This is a genomic window from Candidatus Jettenia sp. AMX1 (assembly GCF_030263775.1).
Taxonomy (GTDB): domain Bacteria; phylum Planctomycetota; class Brocadiia; order Brocadiales; family Brocadiaceae; genus Jettenia; species Jettenia caeni.
The window spans coordinates 1-16,634 of the sequence record NZ_SZPP01000058.1 but is presented as its reverse complement, the minus strand read 5'-3'; the positions used below and the strand labels follow the sequence as shown (position 1 = coordinate 16,634).

The following is a 16,634-nucleotide window of genomic DNA, read 5'->3' as shown; positions in this document are numbered from 1 at the left end:
CTACTGGTATATGGAACGTTACGGAATCCCTAAACATGTCATTGCGAGGGTCTTTTCCGAAGCAATCCTTTGCATGTTTCAGAAGAGATTGCTTCAGACAATACCCTCGCAATGCCCAGCGGGGTGATCTTTCCTCTGTTTGAGGATATATTCGGTTTCATCCTTGAAATACTTCATATATATTTTAGTGCTCTCATCAGCTTGACACAAGCCTTGATATTGAGTATGATTCTAACACTCATTATTTCATCGATCATAAAATTGAATAATAGTATAAATCTGCTTTATAGAGATAAGAGATATCAAGAGCATTTACTATAGTTTATTTATCTAATTTTAACTCAGGGAATACAAGATTATGTCAGATAAGAAGTTTAGCAAAAATATACTATGCATTGGCGCAGGATACGTTGGCGGGCCTACCATGGCCATGATTGCAGCAAAATGTCCGCAATACAAAGTAACTGTGGCCGATATAAATGCAGAGAGGATCAGTGCATGGCAAACAGAAAATCTTCCTATTTACGAACCAGGTTTGCTGGAGGTTGTAAAAAAGGCCCTGGGGAGGAATTTATTTTTTACTACTGCTATAGAAGAAAATATCAGAGGGGCGGATATTATTTTTGTCTCTGTCAATACGCCCACAAAGATGTATGGCGGCGGGGCTGGTAAAACAGCAGATCTGCAATTTTGGGAAAAAACAGCACGGGATATCTTCCGGGTAGCTGAATCAGACAAGATTATTATTGAGAAAAGCACATTGCCGGTTCGGACTGCCGAGGCAATGGAACGAATTCTCAGCGCAAATGGTAAAGGGCTTAATTTTGATGTAATATCGAATCCGGAGTTTTTAGCCGAAGGCACCGCCATTTCTGATCTCGAAAATCCGGACCGCGTGCTTATTGGATCCAGGGAAACCGAAAGAGGACGGAAAGCAAGAGAGGCAATCGTTGAAATTTATGCTAATTGGGTTCCAAGAGATCGGATTATTACCTGTGACGTCTGGAGCGCAGAACTCTCAAAGCTTGTGGCAAATGCGTTTTTGGCGCAGAGGATTTCCTCGATTAACAGCATTTCCGCTTTGTGTGAAAAGACAGAAGCCGATATTAAAAAAGTGGCCCATGCAATCGGGATGGATTCCCGGATTGGCTCGAAATTTCTCAATGCAAGCGTTGGCTTTGGTGGTTCTTGTTTCAAGAAAGACATCCTCAATCTGGTATACATCTGCGAATATTACGGTCTTCATGAAGTTGCTCAATACTGGGAGAGTGTTGTAAAGATTAATGAATATCAGGAAGGGCGTTTTGTAAAAAATATGATTAACGTAATGTTCAATACCATTGCTCACAAACGTATAGCTCTCTTTGGTTTTGCTTTCAAAGCAAATACCGGCGATACCCGTGAATCACCCGCTATTTATATTGCCCGAAAATTAGTTGAAGAACATGCCCGTGTTATCATAACCGATCCTGAGGCCTTAACGAATGCAGGGCATGATTTGAAAGATATCCGTGAACGGGTTGAATTTGAAATAGATCCTTATGCAGCAGCGCAGGATGCGCATGCTATTGCGATTATGACTGAATGGGGATTATATAAGACGCTGGATTATCAAAGGATTTATGATAAAATGCAGAAACCGGCCTTTATTTTTGATGGCCGCAATATCCTTGATCATCAGAAAATCTATGAGATCGGTTTTAACGTTTATCCGATAGGAAAACCAGCTCTTACACATTTTTAGGTTGTTACCGTATTTCTGCCTTTTAAGGCAATATGATTCTCAATGGTTATCTTAAGGAATACATATCCTTAATGATTTGAGAAAGGAGGGTTCTTACCATGAGAAGTTATTCTACAATTGTAACGTACATTTGCAGTGTTGTTTTCGTGTTATGCCTGCTCTTTGCTCCGGTATTTGTGCTCAATGCACACGATCTTCACACCTTAGATGTCGCTTCACCAGGAAAAGTATTATTACCAGAGGATTATGGGAAATTGCCTTTAACCTTTGAGGCAAACCAGGGACAAACAGATAGTCGGGTAAAGTTCTTATTGCGGGGTGATGGTTGCACCCTTTTTTTAACTCCCACGGAAGCTATATTGGCTTTGAATAAAAAGGGAAATGTGAAATCGTCTGCAAATCCAAAACTTGAAATTCAAGATTCACAATCCACAGTGCTTCGCATGAGACTCGTTGATGCTAATCCACAACCTGAAGTAATTGGACTGGAGGAGCAACCTGGCAAGGTTAATTATTGTATTGGCAACGATTCCAGACAGTGGCGTACGAATATTCCTACCTATGCTAAAATCAAATATCAGGATGTGTATTCCGGCGTAGACCTGGTTTACTATGGGGATCATCGGCAATTGGAATATGATTTTATTGTCACTCCCGGTTTTAACCCAAAGGCTATCACCCTGGGCCTTGAAGGTGCTGATAAAGTTAAAGTGGATGTTCAGGGTAATCTGGTAGTATACACAAACGGTGGTGAGGTAATGTGGCATAAGCCCGTTGTTTATCAGGAGGAAAATGGCCAGCGCAGACCTGTAGATGCGAAGTATATGCTCAAGAGCAATCGGAATATCGGTTTTCGTGTAGCTGCTTATAACACGAAATTACCGCTCACGATCGACCCTGTGTTAAGCTACTCTACTTATCTCGGAGGGAGCAGTAATGATGCTGGTCTTAGCATTGCGGTAGACGTCTCAGGAAATGCCTATGTAACCGGTTCTACCTATTCGGCAAATTTTCCCACTACAAATCCGGTACAATCAACCGGAGGCGATTCCTTTGATGCCTTTGTGACAAAACTGGATCCTACCGGATCAGTTCTTATCTATTCAACCTACTTTGGGGGAAGCAGTCACGATCATGGCTTCGGCATTGCTGTTGATGCCTCAGGGAATGTTTGTGTAACGGGTCGTACTCATTCTGCCGACTTTCCCACTGCAAATCCTCTGCAGTTCACTTATGGCGGCGGCAGTTCCGATGCCTTTGTGACAAAGTTGGACTCCACCGGTTCTGTCTTTATTTACTCAACGTACCTCGGTGGTAGTAGCCTCGACACGGGTTCTGGCATTGCCGCAGATGCTTCAGGGAATGCCTATGTAACGGGTTCTGCTGAGTCATACAACTTTCCCACTGCAAATCCTTTGCAGCCTGCTTATGGCGGCGGCAGCTCCGATGCCTTTGTAACAAAATTGAATTCCACTGGTTCTGCCATTATTTACTCAACCTATCTTGGCGGCAGTAAAACTGATCAGGGATTTGGTATTGCTGTAGACACTTCAGGGAATGCCTATATAACTGGTTCTACCAGGTCAGGCTATTTTCCCACAGTAAATTCATTGCAATCATCGAATAGTGGTTCCTCTGATGCCTTTGTGACAAAGTTGAATTCCACCGGTTCTGCCTTTATTTACTCAACGTACCTTGGCGGTAGTGAACTCGACATAGGTTGTGGCATTGCCGCAGATGCTTCAGGGAATGCCTATGTAACGGGTTCTACTGAGTCATACAACTTTCCCACTGCAAATCCTCTGCAGCCTGCTTATGGCGGCGGCAGTTCCGATGCCTTTGTAACAAAATTGAATCCCACCGGGTTAACCTGCGCCGGCTCTGCCTTTATTTACTCAACCTATCTTGGCGGCAGTAAAACTGATCAGGGATTTGGTATTGCTGTAGATGCTTCAGGGAATGCCTATGTAACTGGTTCTACCAGGTCAGGCTATTTTCCCACTGCAAATCCTCTGCAGCCTGCCTATGGCGGCGCCTCCGATGCCTTTGTGACAAAGTTGAATTCTACCGGTTCTGTCTTTATTTACTCAACGTACCTTGGCGGTAGTGACCTCGACATGGGTTCTGGCATTGCCGTAGATACATCAGGGAATGCTTATGTAACGGGTTCTACCAGGTCGACCGGCTTTCCCATTGCAAATCCATTACAGCTTGCTTTGGATGGTATTTGTGATGCTTTTATAGCAAAGATTGGTGAATAAAGATTATATCTGTAGAAGCAGGAGAAGCTATTCCACTATTTCATGTATAGGAATTTCAAATTGCCAGATCCTCCCCCTTGATGGGGGAGGTTAGGTGGGGGTGGACAAGCAAGCAGATCACCCTCCCTTAATCCCTCCCATCAAGGGGGGAGAAATTTGTAGGTAAGTTGCCGAAGGCCTAATTAATGTATAGGAAATTGAAAGTTTATCATTATGCCATTAACACACCCCCTAACCCCTCTCAAGAGGGGAATCAAAAAGCCCCCTCTCTGGAGGGGATTTAGGGGTGGGTAAAAAGTCGTTGGGTTTGTCTTCTATATTGTAGGGGCGAAGCATTTGCCGTTATTGGCCTAAAATACTATGTATACGCTGAACGGCAAATGCTTCGCCCCTACGCCTGGCCGCAAAACAAAAGTTGCCGAAGGCCTAATTAATGTCAGGGGCCTCTTATAAATACTGCGCATTACGTATCGAGTATCTGGTCAATGTAATTTCGTATAAGAGACCCTCTTCGTATGTGTCATTGCGAGGGTCTTATCCGAAGCAATCCCAAAGGTATAGATTGTGGAGCCTGTTCCGAGCTTATCAGCAAGGAATCTCCGAGTTTGCTTCAGCTTTCGCCTCGCAACCGCTTCACTCCTCGCAATGATATTTTTAAGAATCCCATACATTTCATACACTTGCATACAGCCAAAGATTCAGTTTTTTCCATATTCTGTCCGGTCTCATCTCTTGGATGCTATAAATCCTGCAAACAAGGCAAAGCCTTGTTGCAGGATTAGGCCATTAAAAAAATATTATAGCGCAAAAAGATACATAAGAGCAACTGAAAATCAATTGCCTAAAATGACACAGGACTACTCCCAAAATTGCTAAAAATCGTATAGGAGACCTTTGGGCTTTCCTGTAATAATAACTGACAATTTCTACCTGTAGTTATCTCTCTTTTCCGCATTTACTCATCATTTTTGCCCTAACCAATCTTATCTCTTCATAGGAGTAGTCGTTTCCAAGTTTTTCTTTTACCGGGGTCATGAACTTCATGCCTAACGCTTCCAGGGTTTGCCTGATATGCTGCTGTTTTTCAGGGGGTATGAAGCTGTCTATTGAAATATCCTCGCCATCTAATATGAGTTTTTCTATATGAGAAACAATAGTGGATAACGCCAAACCCCTTTGTTGCGCAATTTCTCCGAGGGTAAGGTGTTGCCGGTAAAGTTCTAAGGTTGTTTGAGTAGTGAGAGTCTTTGGCTGTTTTACAGGAAATTCAGGATGTTTATGGATAATTGGTTTCGATTCGATATGGTGTTGTTTACAGTAATCAGTAATTTCCTTGAGAAAAATCTCTCCATATTTATGTAATTTTTGTTCCCCAATACCATTTATTTTCCGCAAATCAGGCAAATTTTGAGGATAACAGATAGACATTTCTTTAAGACTGGTATCATGGAAGATAATATAAGGGGGCACAAACTCCTTGTCAGCAAGTGTTTTTCTGAGATTTCTTAAACGTTCAAATAAGGTACGATCGTAATCCCCATCCCTTTCATCCTTCGGAATGTGAAGTGGTTCTTCGGGTTTTGTCAAAAATACCTTCTCGTTACGTAATAATACTTTTTGGCTTTTTTCGTTTAGCCTTAAGACGGGGTATTTATCTCCGTCAAGTTTTATGTACCCTAATTGAATTAACTCACGGGTAAACGCCTGCCACTGAGATTTTGTATATTCTTTCCCTACACCATATGTCTTAATCGTATCGTGCCGGTTCTGCAATACCTTTTGATTTTTCGAACCTTGTAAGACATCAATAATGTAATTTACTCCAAATCGTTCACCTACCCTGTAAATGCACGATAATATTTTTTGTGCAGCAATCGTTCCGTCAAATCGTTCCTTTGGCTCTAAACAAACATCACAATTGTTACAATTCGGTTCATCGAATTTTTCACCAAAATAATCCAGCAATAACTTTCTTCGGCAAATATTGCCCTCACAATAGTTTGTTAGGTGCCTCAACTGTTTATATGCAATCAGCTTTTCATTTTCATCTATCTTTTGATGAATAAAATACTCTATTTTAAATTTATCCGCGTAACTAAAGAGCAAGATACAATCACTTTTTAATCCATCCCTTCCTGCACGTCCTGTTTCCTGGTAATATCCTTCGATGCTTTTCGGTAAATCATAGTGGATCACATATCGTACATCAGGTTTATCAATACCCATACCGAAGGCAATCGTTGCCACGATAATTTCAACATCGTCATGGATAAACCGCTCCTGGTTTTCCGTTCTCACTTCAGCGGGTAAACCTGCATGGTATGGCAGGACGCGATATCCTTCTGCCTGCAAGCTTGTTGTTAAACTCTCCACGGTTTTACGGCTTTGGCAATAGATGATTCCCGAGTCCTTCTTTCGACTTTTCAAATAGTGGAGTATTTGATGATATGGGTTATCTTTAGGTTTAATCTGGTAATACAGATTTTTCCTGTTAAAACTCGCCTTGAAAATCCTGCAATCTGATAACTTCAATTGTAAGATAATATCTTTCTGAACGGCAGGTGTAGCGGTAGCTGTCAGGGCCATAACAGGTACTTTGGGGAATTTCTCCTTCAATATCTCCAGCTGACGATATTCGGGTCTGAAATCGTGTCCCCATTCTGAAATACAGTGTGATTCATCAATTGCAAACAGGGAAATCTTCAACCCTTGCAAAAACTGCAGAAATTCCGGCATAAATAATCTTTCTGGCGCAATATACAGAATCTTTATTTCATTATTTAATAAACTTTGCCTTTTTGCATCGATTTCACTATAGCTCAATGAACTATTAATAAATATTGCCGGGATACCGTTAGCAAGCAATCCATCAACCTGATCCTTCATCAAGGCAATGAGGGGAGAGACGACAATCGTCACACCGCTAAAAAGCAGGGCAGGCAGTTGATAACATAAGGATTTACCACCTCCTGTCGGCATAAGGACAAAGGCATCTCTTTGCGCCAATACTTCCTTAATAATGTCCTCCTGAAGGGGGTAAAAGCTTGTATAGCCAAAATATTTTTGTAATGTTTTGTACATAGTTCTTTAGATTATCTGTTTCTAAAATACTCGTATATTTTTCCCCTTTTCTCAACCACTCACATATTTCTCCCTTTTCTAAAGGGGGATCAAGGGGGATTAAAAGACTGCTCCGGATAAAGCCCTTGCAATGATAGATACTCTATAATCTACAGTACCCTTTGTATGAAACCGAACATACCGCATTCAACCCCGAAAGTGCGAAATGATTCTGGGTACAATATACCCTACCATCAGATCCCGAAGGGATGACATCTCAATGCAGATATCCCATGTCACCCCTTCGGGGTTGAAGGGCTTGTTTCTGCTTTTTCTATAATCATGACATCCCTACGGGATTAGGTAGAGACGCAAGATTTTGCGTCTCTACAACCGACAAACGCAACGTCTTGCGTCTTCAAAATCCTGCGCCTGTACCATTGCAACATCGTGTATCTCTGCGTTTAATGTTGAGGAATTTCAATTCCGTAGGGCAACCCTTTAGAGTTGCCATCCCCCATGCGCTATTCAGGCGGGGGCGGCAAGGCTAAAGCCCATACGCATCAAGCTAAGCTCAGTGGCTCGTTCCCAAACTCTGTTTGGGAACGCAATTGCCTCGAAACTCTGTTTCGAGTAGGGATAGGTTTGAAACCTGCCTCTCCTGAGGAATCATACACACTATCATTCAGGTTTATCACGGTAGAACAGGCAAGATGCCTGTTCTACCATTGATTCGAGAAACGGAGTTTCTCGTACATGTGTGTTCCCAAACAGAGTTTGGGAACAAGCTGTCGGCGCTTAGCTTGATGCGTATGAGGCTAAAGCCTCGCCCTACATCGATTCCGTTTTTTCATGAGGAGAGACGTAAGATTTTACGTCTCTCCTGCCAAAGATAACCTCATGGTACTATAGTAAACCTCTTTCAAAATTTCCGATCAATGAATCTTTTATTTTGCTCGTGTTTTGAATCTTTGAGAATAGAGTATGTATCATATCAGGGGTATAATCCTTATAACACAAATCAACCCTGAAATGTGTTTGTCCTGCCTCAAGGAATTTTGGGATATAGTGGATAAGAGAAAATGGCTTTTCATGAATGACTATGGTCTTACATTCATTGTCCATTGCTATGAGTTTATCGCCATATTCATTTTCTACAATCACTTGCTTGAAATTACACCGATTTTTTCCAGGACAAGTCCCCTTCTTATGTGCCCAAATGCAGGTTTCGGAGATGAAGAGCGGAATATCCTGGTAAATAACTATGTCTGTATGGGGAGAAAACAGCTTCTGTAAATTATCTTTATCATCTTCGGGTGATAAGGTGCATCGGTTAAATCCTAATCCTTTCAGTTTTATTGCAGAGAGCGGATTTAGACAATACAAGGGATAATCGGCGTACAATAGGACATCCTTTCCTTCAAACAGACCTATTGCTCCCAGGTTTGAAACCTGAAATTGCCTGAATCCCTGGGAGATCAATTCATTGAGGATCTTTTTAAAATGTTCATAGGGGATAGATGCATTCCCTTGATCTCTCATAATAGCAGGAAATGAGAAAATGATCTTATCATTCATTTCCGGTAGCCCTCTTTTCGTAAAAATTTCATAAACTTTCTCTTGTATAAAGGGGGGTTGAGGATGATTATCGTTTGTGAAGATTTTATCTGTTAGTAAGATGTATATCTTATACATTTTTTCTAACGGTATGTAATTCAAATAATCCAGGTTATCAACTTTGATAGATAGTTTCATTTCATTTTCAGAAATAATGCTTTGTGAATATGCCTCTTTAGCTGTAGTACTGCCGGGAATACCTCCAAATCCCCCTTGATCCTCCTTTAAAAAAGGGGGAAGGGGTGAATGTTTTAGAAAAGGGGGATTTAAGAAAATATTGCTGTTCGGGATATTGAATCTGGTAATGGTATCCTTTATCCACTCCTTTATGTTTTTACCTCTATACTCCCTATTCTTCATCCATGTTGCTGATAAATTTTGGAGATAATCTCTTCGAATATCATTTAATATGCTGAGCGGGACAAATAAATCCCCGGATATATCGGCATGCATGCTGGCTAATCTAAACGGCGTCTCACCTGAACGGGAGAAGCATCTTTTTATATCTTCCTCCTGAATTATCTTATGGATTCCTTTCTCCAGATTTATAGGATAGTCCTTAGTATATAGGGCGTTCTGTACAACCCCTTGTATGCTAATACCATCTGGCCTTATTCTTACTTTGAGATCGGCTGGTATCTGAGAAGGTGCGAGCTTTTTCGGCATCTTTGAGGAAAACATCTCATGAACCTTCCGGGAAGAAAGCAGATAGAGCTTTGCGCCTTGTCTATAGTAGTGTTCGGTAGGAATCGCAGCAATATCACCTGCCTTTATACTAAATACCCTTTTCCCTTTCATCACGATAGTCTTAACAGATAGCAATGCCGGTTTTGCCAAAGTATTCTCAAAAACCTGTAGCAGGTCCCTTACACCAATCTCCGTATCTGCCCTTATGGTAAGGCATCCCTTTTCTGATTTTATTACTTCACCGGCGTAAGATCCGACATTTGCAGGATATGATGAGTTAATCATATCTGCCGCCTTTACCGGACCATTCCTGATAATTTTTTCATTTTTATAATCACTTTCTCTCAATAAATACGAATGGGTTGTTTCCCGGCTAAAAACGGTTTTTATACGGTGAACAGCAGCATCGTAGTCATATAATTTACCATCAATGGCCTGCCGGTAAGCATGTGTTACTACGGCAACATATTCTGGTGATTTCATACGTCCTTCAATTTTACATGAATGGACACCTGCATGTATCAGATTGCTTATATAAGGAAGTGTAAGAAGGTCCTTCATAGAAAAATAATATCCACCTTTATTTTGTTGATCCTTGTAATACATCCTGCATGGCTGTGCGCAGCGCCCACGATTTCCGCTTCGGCCACCTATCACACTGCTGAAGAAGCATAATCCGGAATAGGAGTAACAAAGCGCTCCATGGATAAAGACCTCTATCTCTGCGGAGGTATTTTGTGAGATATGATTAATCTCATCCATTGATAATTCCCGGGCCAGGACGATGCGTTTAAACCCCATCTTCTCCAGTTGTTTGACTCCGGCAATAGTATGAATGGCCATTTGTGTGCTGGCATGAACGGTAAATTGGGGGAATTGGGATTGTATTAAAGAGAGGAGTCCCAGATCCTGGAGGATGATGGCATCAGGTTGCAGTTCTTCCAATGCGATTAAATAGTCCACAATCTTATCCAATTCGCTGGTTTTGATCAGGGTATTCAGGGCGATATAAACCTTGATATGCCTTTCATGCGCATAAGCAATAGCCTTGCTGGCATCGTTCAGGCTAAAGTTTTCTGCACTGGCGCGGGCGCTAAAATCATTGAGACCCAGGTAAACGGCATCAGCTCCATTCTCAACAGCAGCAAAAAAACATTCCATAGTACCGGCAGGGGATAATAACTCGGGCTTTTTTCGTTGAGATTGTGGATAAGATGATAGGGCGTGGGAATGGTTCTTTATCATGATCATGTAATTTTTACATTTAACCAAATACCGGTAACTACAGATTTCACCATTATGCGGATATATAAAAATTTAAGAGGCGCCAGGGAAGATTTATTCACCGTGTAAGAATACATATAGTGAAATTGTGGCCTTACTTAAAAGTATCTTTGTTTAATGCTTCATACAAGGCAATCTGCTCTTCTACGCTTAATTGTCTGGCCTTATGCTTGTTACACAAACACATGGAACAGCGTTCATCACTGCAAAACTGACAACTAAAACAGTCGTCACATGGGTACTTTTTATCTTTACACTTACTCATTTTTCTATAAGAGGAGTAGTATTGTTTAAAATGTAATAATTACTTTATTTATAAGTATAGAAAATTTATGGGATATTCAAAAGATAAATCATAAATTATTATGGCAACAAAAGGCGTCTTTGGTAAATCTTACTTCTGAAGGATCTCGTTATTGACTGATATTGAGAATGTTATATAATTGGAAATAGTATACCATAGTTCCTGGAGATAACTCTTTTCATAATCTAAATTTACTGAAAACGTGAAAAATGAAGCTTGGCAAATTTGAAATCTATCCGGTTAATGACGGCTACTTTTATCTTGATGGTGGAGCAGTTTTTGGTGTTGTGCCCCGTGTCTTATGGGAAAAGATATATCTGCCTGATGAAAAAAACAGGATACAGCTTGCTCTCCATTGCCCTTTGGTTGTAACGAAGAAATATAATATCCTTATCGACACAGGAGTTGGAACAAGGCATGATGAAAAATTTTGCAAGATTTACGGTATCGGTAAAAAATCCAACCTTCTGGAATCCTTATGTCGCTTTGGATATCAACCGAGAAATATCGATCTCGTTATTAATACCCATCTCCATTTTGATCATGCCGGTGGAAATACAACCTTTAATGAACAGGGTGAAATTACTCCCGCATTTCCAAAAGCGAAATATCTCATTCAAAAAGGGGAGATGGAAGCAGCCCTGGATGTCAATGAAAGGACAAAGGCAAGTTATATAAAGGAGGATTTTCTTCCTATCGGTGATTCTAAGTATCTTACCTTGATAGATGATGAGATTGCAGAAATTGATAAAGGGATTTCACTGGTAAGAATTGGGGGACATACCCGTCATCATCAATGTGTAAAAATGGAATCCGAAGGGAAAATTGCTTTCTTTCTGGCTGATCTCATTCCCACGATTGCACATCTCCGTTATCCTTATATTTCTGCATACGATTTATTTCCTTTAGAAACCCTGCAGCAGAAGAAAAACATACTAAAACAAGCATTTGATGAACAGTGGCTTCTGATCTTTCAGCACGATCCTAAAGTTCGGATGGGCTATCTTAAGAAAGTGGATGATCGGTTCGATACTGAAGAAGTAAAGATATATTGATATTTAATACCTTTGATAAGGAGGAGATATGCCTCACATTATTATAGAAAATCTTTTAAATGTTATAGAGAATATTGATGCTTCTGTTGGAAAACTTCTGCTATCGGCTTTTTTGGGTGGTATTCTCGGGTGGGAAAGGGAGCGACGGGGACGTCCGGCAGGATTACGGACCCATATTCTGGTGTGCGTAGGTGTAACCTTGATGATGTTAGTCTCCGAGCATATTTTTGAAAAATACAGAGCGTATACTGTCGACTCCGTTATACGGGTTGATCCTGCCAGGATTGCTGCTCAGGTGCTAACCGGTATTGGCTTCCTGGGAGCCGGCACTATTATGAAGTTTAGAACATCGGTTAGAGGTTTGACAACGGCTGCATCCTTATGGGTTGTGGCGGGCATCGGTTTGGCAATAGGAAGTGGTTACTATATGCCCGCTATACTCACCACCGTTTTGGCTCTTTTTTCATTATTATTGTTGCCACTTTTCGATTGGAATATCAAGAACGATAAATACAAAACGCTTCGGCTTTATATATCAGGTTCTGGCCCGCTTTTTACATCGATTACAGAGATATTAAACAGGAACTCCATGCAATTACAAAATTACGGGTATGAGAGAGACCTTGTGAAAAATGAGATCCTCTATAATATTAGTGTGAAGTTTAGAGAAGATGCATCAGTCTCGAAGGTTTCTGATGAAATTATAGAGTCAATTAAGGAAATTCGGAAATTTGGTTGGGAATAGGCGCCCTTTAATTATCTAAATATCTGTCCAATAAACATTTGACAATATACAACCTATTTGATATATTTCCCGTAAAATCGGATTGCCCGAAGTTGCGGCAAGGTATGATTTTCCATGCTTTTTATCTTAAAAGTAATAAAAAAAAGGGAGATAGTTACTAAAGACTTTTATGGGACATAAGTGTTTGAAGTCCGTTATACATAATTTATTTATCGATAAAAGTTTTCATAGGAGACTCTGTAATGATAAAGAATCTAGTATCGCCATTCAGGGTACCGATATTAATGGCAGTATTAGTTTCTGGAGGTGTATACGGATGTTCTAAGGTTGATATGCCCGATGAGGTTATACTTGCATACCAAAAGGCCATTCATATTAACCCCAACCTGGCTGAAGCACACTATAATCTGGGGATGGCTTATAATAATAGAACTATGGCGAATGAGGCAATCGCAGAGTTAAAAAAGACAGTCGAGATCGACCCAACCTGTAAGGATGCATTTTTCCAGCTTGGTTTGCTTTATATGAATAAGGGCCTTTGGGAGGAAGCGGTAGCCGCGCTTCAATCTGTGGTGCAATTAGATCCTAACCATGAATTGGCGTATAGCAAACTAGGCGATATCTATAGATCCAAAAAGATGTTTCGTGAAGCAGTTCAGGAGTATAAAAAAGTATTAGATATTAATCCACAAGATGCCGTTACTCACTATCATTTGGGATTAGCCTATGTAGGTGAAAATGAGAAAGAAGAGGCCATCTGTGCATTTATGGCGGCTATTGTGATTAATCCTAATTATACGGATGCCCATTTTTGTCTGGGGCAGGTCTACTTAGATATGAAACTGCTGGACGAGGCATTGTCTGAATTTAAAAAAGTTACCGATATCAATCCTCATCATGCTCCGGCACATTATCATCTCGGTTTAACCTATTATGCGAAAGGCGATACTGATAATGCAATGGATGCCTACAAGAAATCGATAGAAATTGACCCTAAGAATCCCAAGGTGCATTATAATCTGGGAATCGTTTATGCTGATGAGCGATTATTTGACAATGCTATTGAAGAATTTAGTACAGTGGTAAAACTTGACTCTGATGACGCAGAAGCCCATTACAGACTTGGTAAGGCATATGCTGATAAGCGGGTGTTGGCTAAGGCTATAGCTTCAGTTCAAAAGGCAGCGGCGGCACATTACAATATCCAGAATCCTTATTCAGATAAAAGGGCTCTTGATGAAGCAATTATCTCATTACAAAAGTCCATAGAGGTAAACCCTTACGATCCATCCGTATACTTTGATCTTGGCAGTGCATACTCACAAAGCAAGGTTCTTGACGACGCTGCGAAAGCGCTCGAAGAAACGATCAGAATTGATCCCAATTTTGCAAAGGCACATTATGGTTTAGGTATGATTTACAAGCGAAAGGGTATGGAAGAAGAGGCGCATCGGGAGTTTTCAATATATCAAAAATTAACAGGACAGTGTAATAAGTAAATTGTGGAACTGTTTACCGGCATAATAACTATTGGTACTATTCATGATAAAGAATGTACAAGAGAATTACGAAAAGGAGTGAGTAAAATCCTCTTTTTCCTTTGAATAAAACTTAATGGCGTATTTACCCTCAGAGAAATGGAATAGTATATCTATCCGTTACTTTTTCTTACATACAATTTCACACAGGCCTTCTATCCATGTATTAGATGTGATAGGTATCCATTCAGGGCGGGAATAGATTTTTTCTTTTTCACTTCCATCTATATACTCCACGCGCATCTCAAGAGAGCGGTACCTTCTTTTAGAACAATCTATTTCTCTCAGCATCCTCATCTCTCTTGTTAAAGAGTTTGAATTCTCAGAGACAATCGTTTTATCCCATACTCTAACAAGATTATCAGAGGTATATGTTATACTTTTTACATCATAGTAATGTTTGGTGTTGTCTTTACTCGTAGCATAATACTTCCATTTCTCGTCCCCCGCTTCAATACGGGAAAAAGATACGATAACACTGAAAAGTAAAGATAAAAAGATAACGGGCTTGATGAATGGTTTCATGATATAAGTTCTATACTTTATAAAGTATTCCTCCAAAAATGAATTTTATATGGGATTGTTCAAATCTACATGGTTAATTTAATATATGCCACGCTTATGGCCTTATCCTGAATGCTCTGTGGTTTTATATTCTCTCTAAGGTTTTACCAGTGCTCCGCTTATTTTTACTACAGCTTTCTTTACTAATTTTGTAGAATCTCCTACAACCAGTTGTGGTATGTGTGCATCCCCTGGAAACAGAACAACGAAAGTGCCGGGATATGCGTCAACACGGGCCGGACACATTCGTGGCCGATGGTAGAACGCTACATCTTTTTCCATATTATATGGTATCTTAATCTGAAGGGTATCGATTGGAAACCACTCGATACCTTCAGTGCCTATAAGCACAGTCTGGATATCTATATAGTTTTGATGCGCTTCCAGCATTGCCATGTTAGGGAGACGTGTCTCGTAACTCATGACCCGCACAAAAATATCCTTTCCTTGTAGTGTATATTCCTTCTCTTCCACATCGGGTTTGAGAGATGTTAAGAAATCAAAGGCACGCTTCCAGGCTGCTCCGGAAAAGTAAGTTTCCCAATTTTCCAAACGGTCAATAATCATACCCTACCTCAATTGAGAATATGTAGTTAAAAATAATAGCCAAAGAAAATAAAAAAATCAGGAAGATCAATCTGCAAAATTACTCTTTTTGTTGTGCCATGTCCCATTTCTGCGATATCACATTGTTGTATCATGTCGCAACTCTGTATAGACCCTGATGATGATTCTATAACAGTATACTATCAATTTTTCTCCCTGTATTCATATTTGAATATAAATTATATCTCATATTCCTTTATTGGCATACATTTTTCTTAATTAGTATAAATCATAGTTCTTTGTCTTTTCAGACAGTCTTTTCATTAACTGAATTTGGCTGCAAATATTTTAAAAATGAAAAGCTTTTTAGAACGTTCTTTCAGGAAGATTATGTGTACATTACAAAGAATTGCAATAGAGAAATGCCTCCATCACGTAATTTTAAGAGAACGGTATGCTAAATAGTAACTCAAAACAGGATGAAAAGATTACCGTTTTCGTGAACAGCACCATTGCTAATTTTATACCTGCATTCTTCAAAAATAGAAGAAATGATATTAAATCTGCTTTGGAGGCTTTGGAACTATGTGATTATGATACCATACAGATAGTAGGGCTCAGTATGAAAGGAGCGGGTGAAGGCTATGGGTTCGATGCGATATGCGATATCGGTCTGTCTCTTTATCAGGCTGCAAAAGACAAAAATCCGCACGAAATACGGAAACAGGTGAGTAAACTTACAAATTATCTCGATCGTGTGAATATAGTCTATAAATAAAAATAGCCTGATATACATTGATCAATTTGGTATATCAGGCCTTGAAATTCCGTATTAATCTATAATTAACAGTAGCGACTTGCTATCAACGCACTTTATATCCCTTTACAAAATTTATTACGTCTTGATTTTACCGCTACTGAATGTTTTTAGAGAACATTGAATCATGGAGTATGGGGATATTGAAATTTACTATACAAATTAAAGTCTGCAACTTTTAATCGGTGTTTTTTGCGTATAAATACACCTTTGGGAACGTTTAACCCATCTAACACTCCCCACACTCCATAATTATTATATCATGAAAAGCAACTTTTGCAAACCCAACACCTGAAAATTTCATAATTTGAAGTGGCTTTGTTGCACAAAGCCGGATAAATATCTGATATACTAAGAGAATAAGGGAAAGAGTACCATAAATTATTTTGTAGGATAAGTATATCAGTATGAA

General features: G+C 39.9%; 12 protein-coding genes. 6 read left to right on the top strand and 6 right to left on the bottom strand.

What is annotated here, in order from left to right; all coding sequences use genetic code 11:
* Positions 1–358: 358 nt before the first annotated feature.
* Positions 359–1,744: a nucleotide sugar dehydrogenase gene (locus FBQ94_RS15135; RefSeq protein WP_007221421.1), complete on the top strand. Its 1,386-nt coding sequence runs from the start codon at positions 359–361 to the stop codon at positions 1,742–1,744.
* A 98-nt stretch (positions 1,745–1,842) separates the two neighbouring features.
* Entirely contained in the window at positions 1,843–4,005 is a 2,163-nt protein-coding gene (locus tag FBQ94_RS15130) for a DUF7948 domain-containing protein (RefSeq protein ID WP_007221422.1), read from the top strand.
* Between the two features lie 482 nt (positions 4,006–4,487).
* On the opposite strand, the gene FBQ94_RS15125 is transcribed toward FBQ94_RS15130, so the two are convergent.
* The 3 genes from FBQ94_RS15125 to FBQ94_RS15115 all read right to left on the bottom strand — a co-directional run bounded on the left by FBQ94_RS15125 (position 4,488) and on the right by FBQ94_RS15115 (position 10,620).
* A complete protein-coding gene (locus FBQ94_RS15125; RefSeq protein WP_285442233.1) occupies positions 4,488–4,691 on the bottom strand; it encodes a hypothetical protein in 204 nt (67 codons plus the stop codon).
* A gap of 250 nt (positions 4,692–4,941) precedes the next feature.
* Positions 4,942–7,086, bottom strand: coding sequence for a DNA helicase RecQ (gene recQ, locus FBQ94_RS15120; protein WP_007221424.1), 2,145 nt, complete (start codon positions 7,084–7,086; stop codon positions 4,942–4,944).
* Between the two features lie 885 nt (positions 7,087–7,971).
* Entirely contained in the window at positions 7,972–10,620 is a 2,649-nt protein-coding gene (locus tag FBQ94_RS15115; protein ID WP_007221425.1) for a peptidase U32 family protein, read from the bottom strand.
* A gap of 546 nt (positions 10,621–11,166) precedes the next feature.
* Between FBQ94_RS15115 and FBQ94_RS15110 the strand changes: the two genes are divergently transcribed.
* The 3 genes from FBQ94_RS15110 to FBQ94_RS15100 all read left to right on the top strand — a co-directional run bounded on the left by FBQ94_RS15110 (position 11,167) and on the right by FBQ94_RS15100 (position 14,256).
* Positions 11,167–12,012, top strand: coding sequence for an MBL fold metallo-hydrolase (locus tag FBQ94_RS15110; RefSeq protein ID WP_007221427.1), 846 nt, complete (start codon positions 11,167–11,169; stop codon positions 12,010–12,012).
* A gap of 28 nt (positions 12,013–12,040) precedes the next feature.
* Complete coding sequence (locus FBQ94_RS15105; RefSeq protein WP_007221428.1) at positions 12,041–12,757, top strand: MgtC/SapB family protein; 717 nt, start codon at positions 12,041–12,043, stop codon at positions 12,755–12,757.
* A gap of 242 nt (positions 12,758–12,999) precedes the next feature.
* Positions 13,000–14,256 carry a tetratricopeptide repeat protein gene (locus tag FBQ94_RS15100; RefSeq protein ID WP_007221429.1) on the top strand — a complete coding sequence of 419 codons (1,257 nt, stop codon included), beginning with the start codon at positions 13,000–13,002 and terminating at the stop codon, positions 14,254–14,256.
* 159 nt (positions 14,257–14,415) lie between these two features.
* Here the strand turns inward: FBQ94_RS15100 and FBQ94_RS15095 are convergent, their stop codons facing one another.
* Together FBQ94_RS15095 and FBQ94_RS15090 are read right to left on the bottom strand one after the other, a co-directional pair.
* Positions 14,416–14,820: a surface-adhesin E family protein gene (locus FBQ94_RS15095; protein ID WP_007221430.1), complete on the bottom strand. Its 405-nt coding sequence runs from the start codon at positions 14,818–14,820 to the stop codon at positions 14,416–14,418.
* Positions 14,821–14,955: 135 nt separating this feature from the next.
* A complete protein-coding gene (locus tag FBQ94_RS15090) occupies positions 14,956–15,426 on the bottom strand; it encodes a NanQ anomerase/TabA/YiaL family protein (RefSeq protein WP_007221431.1) in 471 nt (156 codons plus the stop codon).
* A gap of 433 nt (positions 15,427–15,859) precedes the next feature.
* Here FBQ94_RS15090 and FBQ94_RS15085 point away from each other — a divergent pair, with 433 nt between their 5' ends.
* Positions 15,860–16,183 (top strand): hypothetical protein, encoded by a 324-nt coding sequence (locus FBQ94_RS15085; protein WP_007221432.1) that lies wholly within the window; start codon positions 15,860–15,862, stop codon positions 16,181–16,183.
* 268 nt (positions 16,184–16,451) lie between these two features.
* Here the strand turns inward: FBQ94_RS15085 and FBQ94_RS15080 are convergent.
* A partial coding sequence (locus FBQ94_RS15080; protein WP_285442232.1) for a hypothetical protein occupies positions 16,452–16,634 on the bottom strand: 183 nt, incomplete at its 5' end.

What these genes read in the sequence shown, in the direction of transcription:
- FBQ94_RS15135 (WP_007221421.1), top strand. Translation starts at nt 359, where the DNA reads ATGTCAGATAAGAAGTTTAGCAAAAATATACTATGCATTGGCGCAGGA.
- FBQ94_RS15130 (WP_007221422.1), top strand. Translation starts at nt 1,843, where the DNA reads ATGAGAAGTTATTCTACAATTGTAACGTACATTTGCAGTGTTGTTTTC.
- FBQ94_RS15125 (WP_285442233.1), bottom strand. Translation starts at nt 4,691, where the DNA reads ATGCAAGTGTATGAAATGTATGGGATTCTTAAAAATATCATTGCGAGG.
- recQ (WP_007221424.1), bottom strand. Translation starts at nt 7,086, where the DNA reads ATGTACAAAACATTACAAAAATATTTTGGCTATACAAGCTTTTACCCC.
- FBQ94_RS15115 (WP_007221425.1), bottom strand. Translation starts at nt 10,620, where the DNA reads ATGATCATGATAAAGAACCATTCCCACGCCCTATCATCTTATCCACAA.
- FBQ94_RS15110 (WP_007221427.1), top strand. Translation starts at nt 11,167, where the DNA reads ATGAAGCTTGGCAAATTTGAAATCTATCCGGTTAATGACGGCTACTTT.
- FBQ94_RS15105 (WP_007221428.1), top strand. Translation starts at nt 12,041, where the DNA reads ATGCCTCACATTATTATAGAAAATCTTTTAAATGTTATAGAGAATATT.
- FBQ94_RS15100 (WP_007221429.1), top strand. Translation starts at nt 13,000, where the DNA reads ATGATAAAGAATCTAGTATCGCCATTCAGGGTACCGATATTAATGGCA.
- FBQ94_RS15095 (WP_007221430.1), bottom strand. Translation starts at nt 14,820, where the DNA reads ATGAAACCATTCATCAAGCCCGTTATCTTTTTATCTTTACTTTTCAGT.
- FBQ94_RS15090 (WP_007221431.1), bottom strand. Translation starts at nt 15,426, where the DNA reads ATGATTATTGACCGTTTGGAAAATTGGGAAACTTACTTTTCCGGAGCA.
- FBQ94_RS15085 (WP_007221432.1), top strand. Translation starts at nt 15,860, where the DNA reads ATGCTAAATAGTAACTCAAAACAGGATGAAAAGATTACCGTTTTCGTG.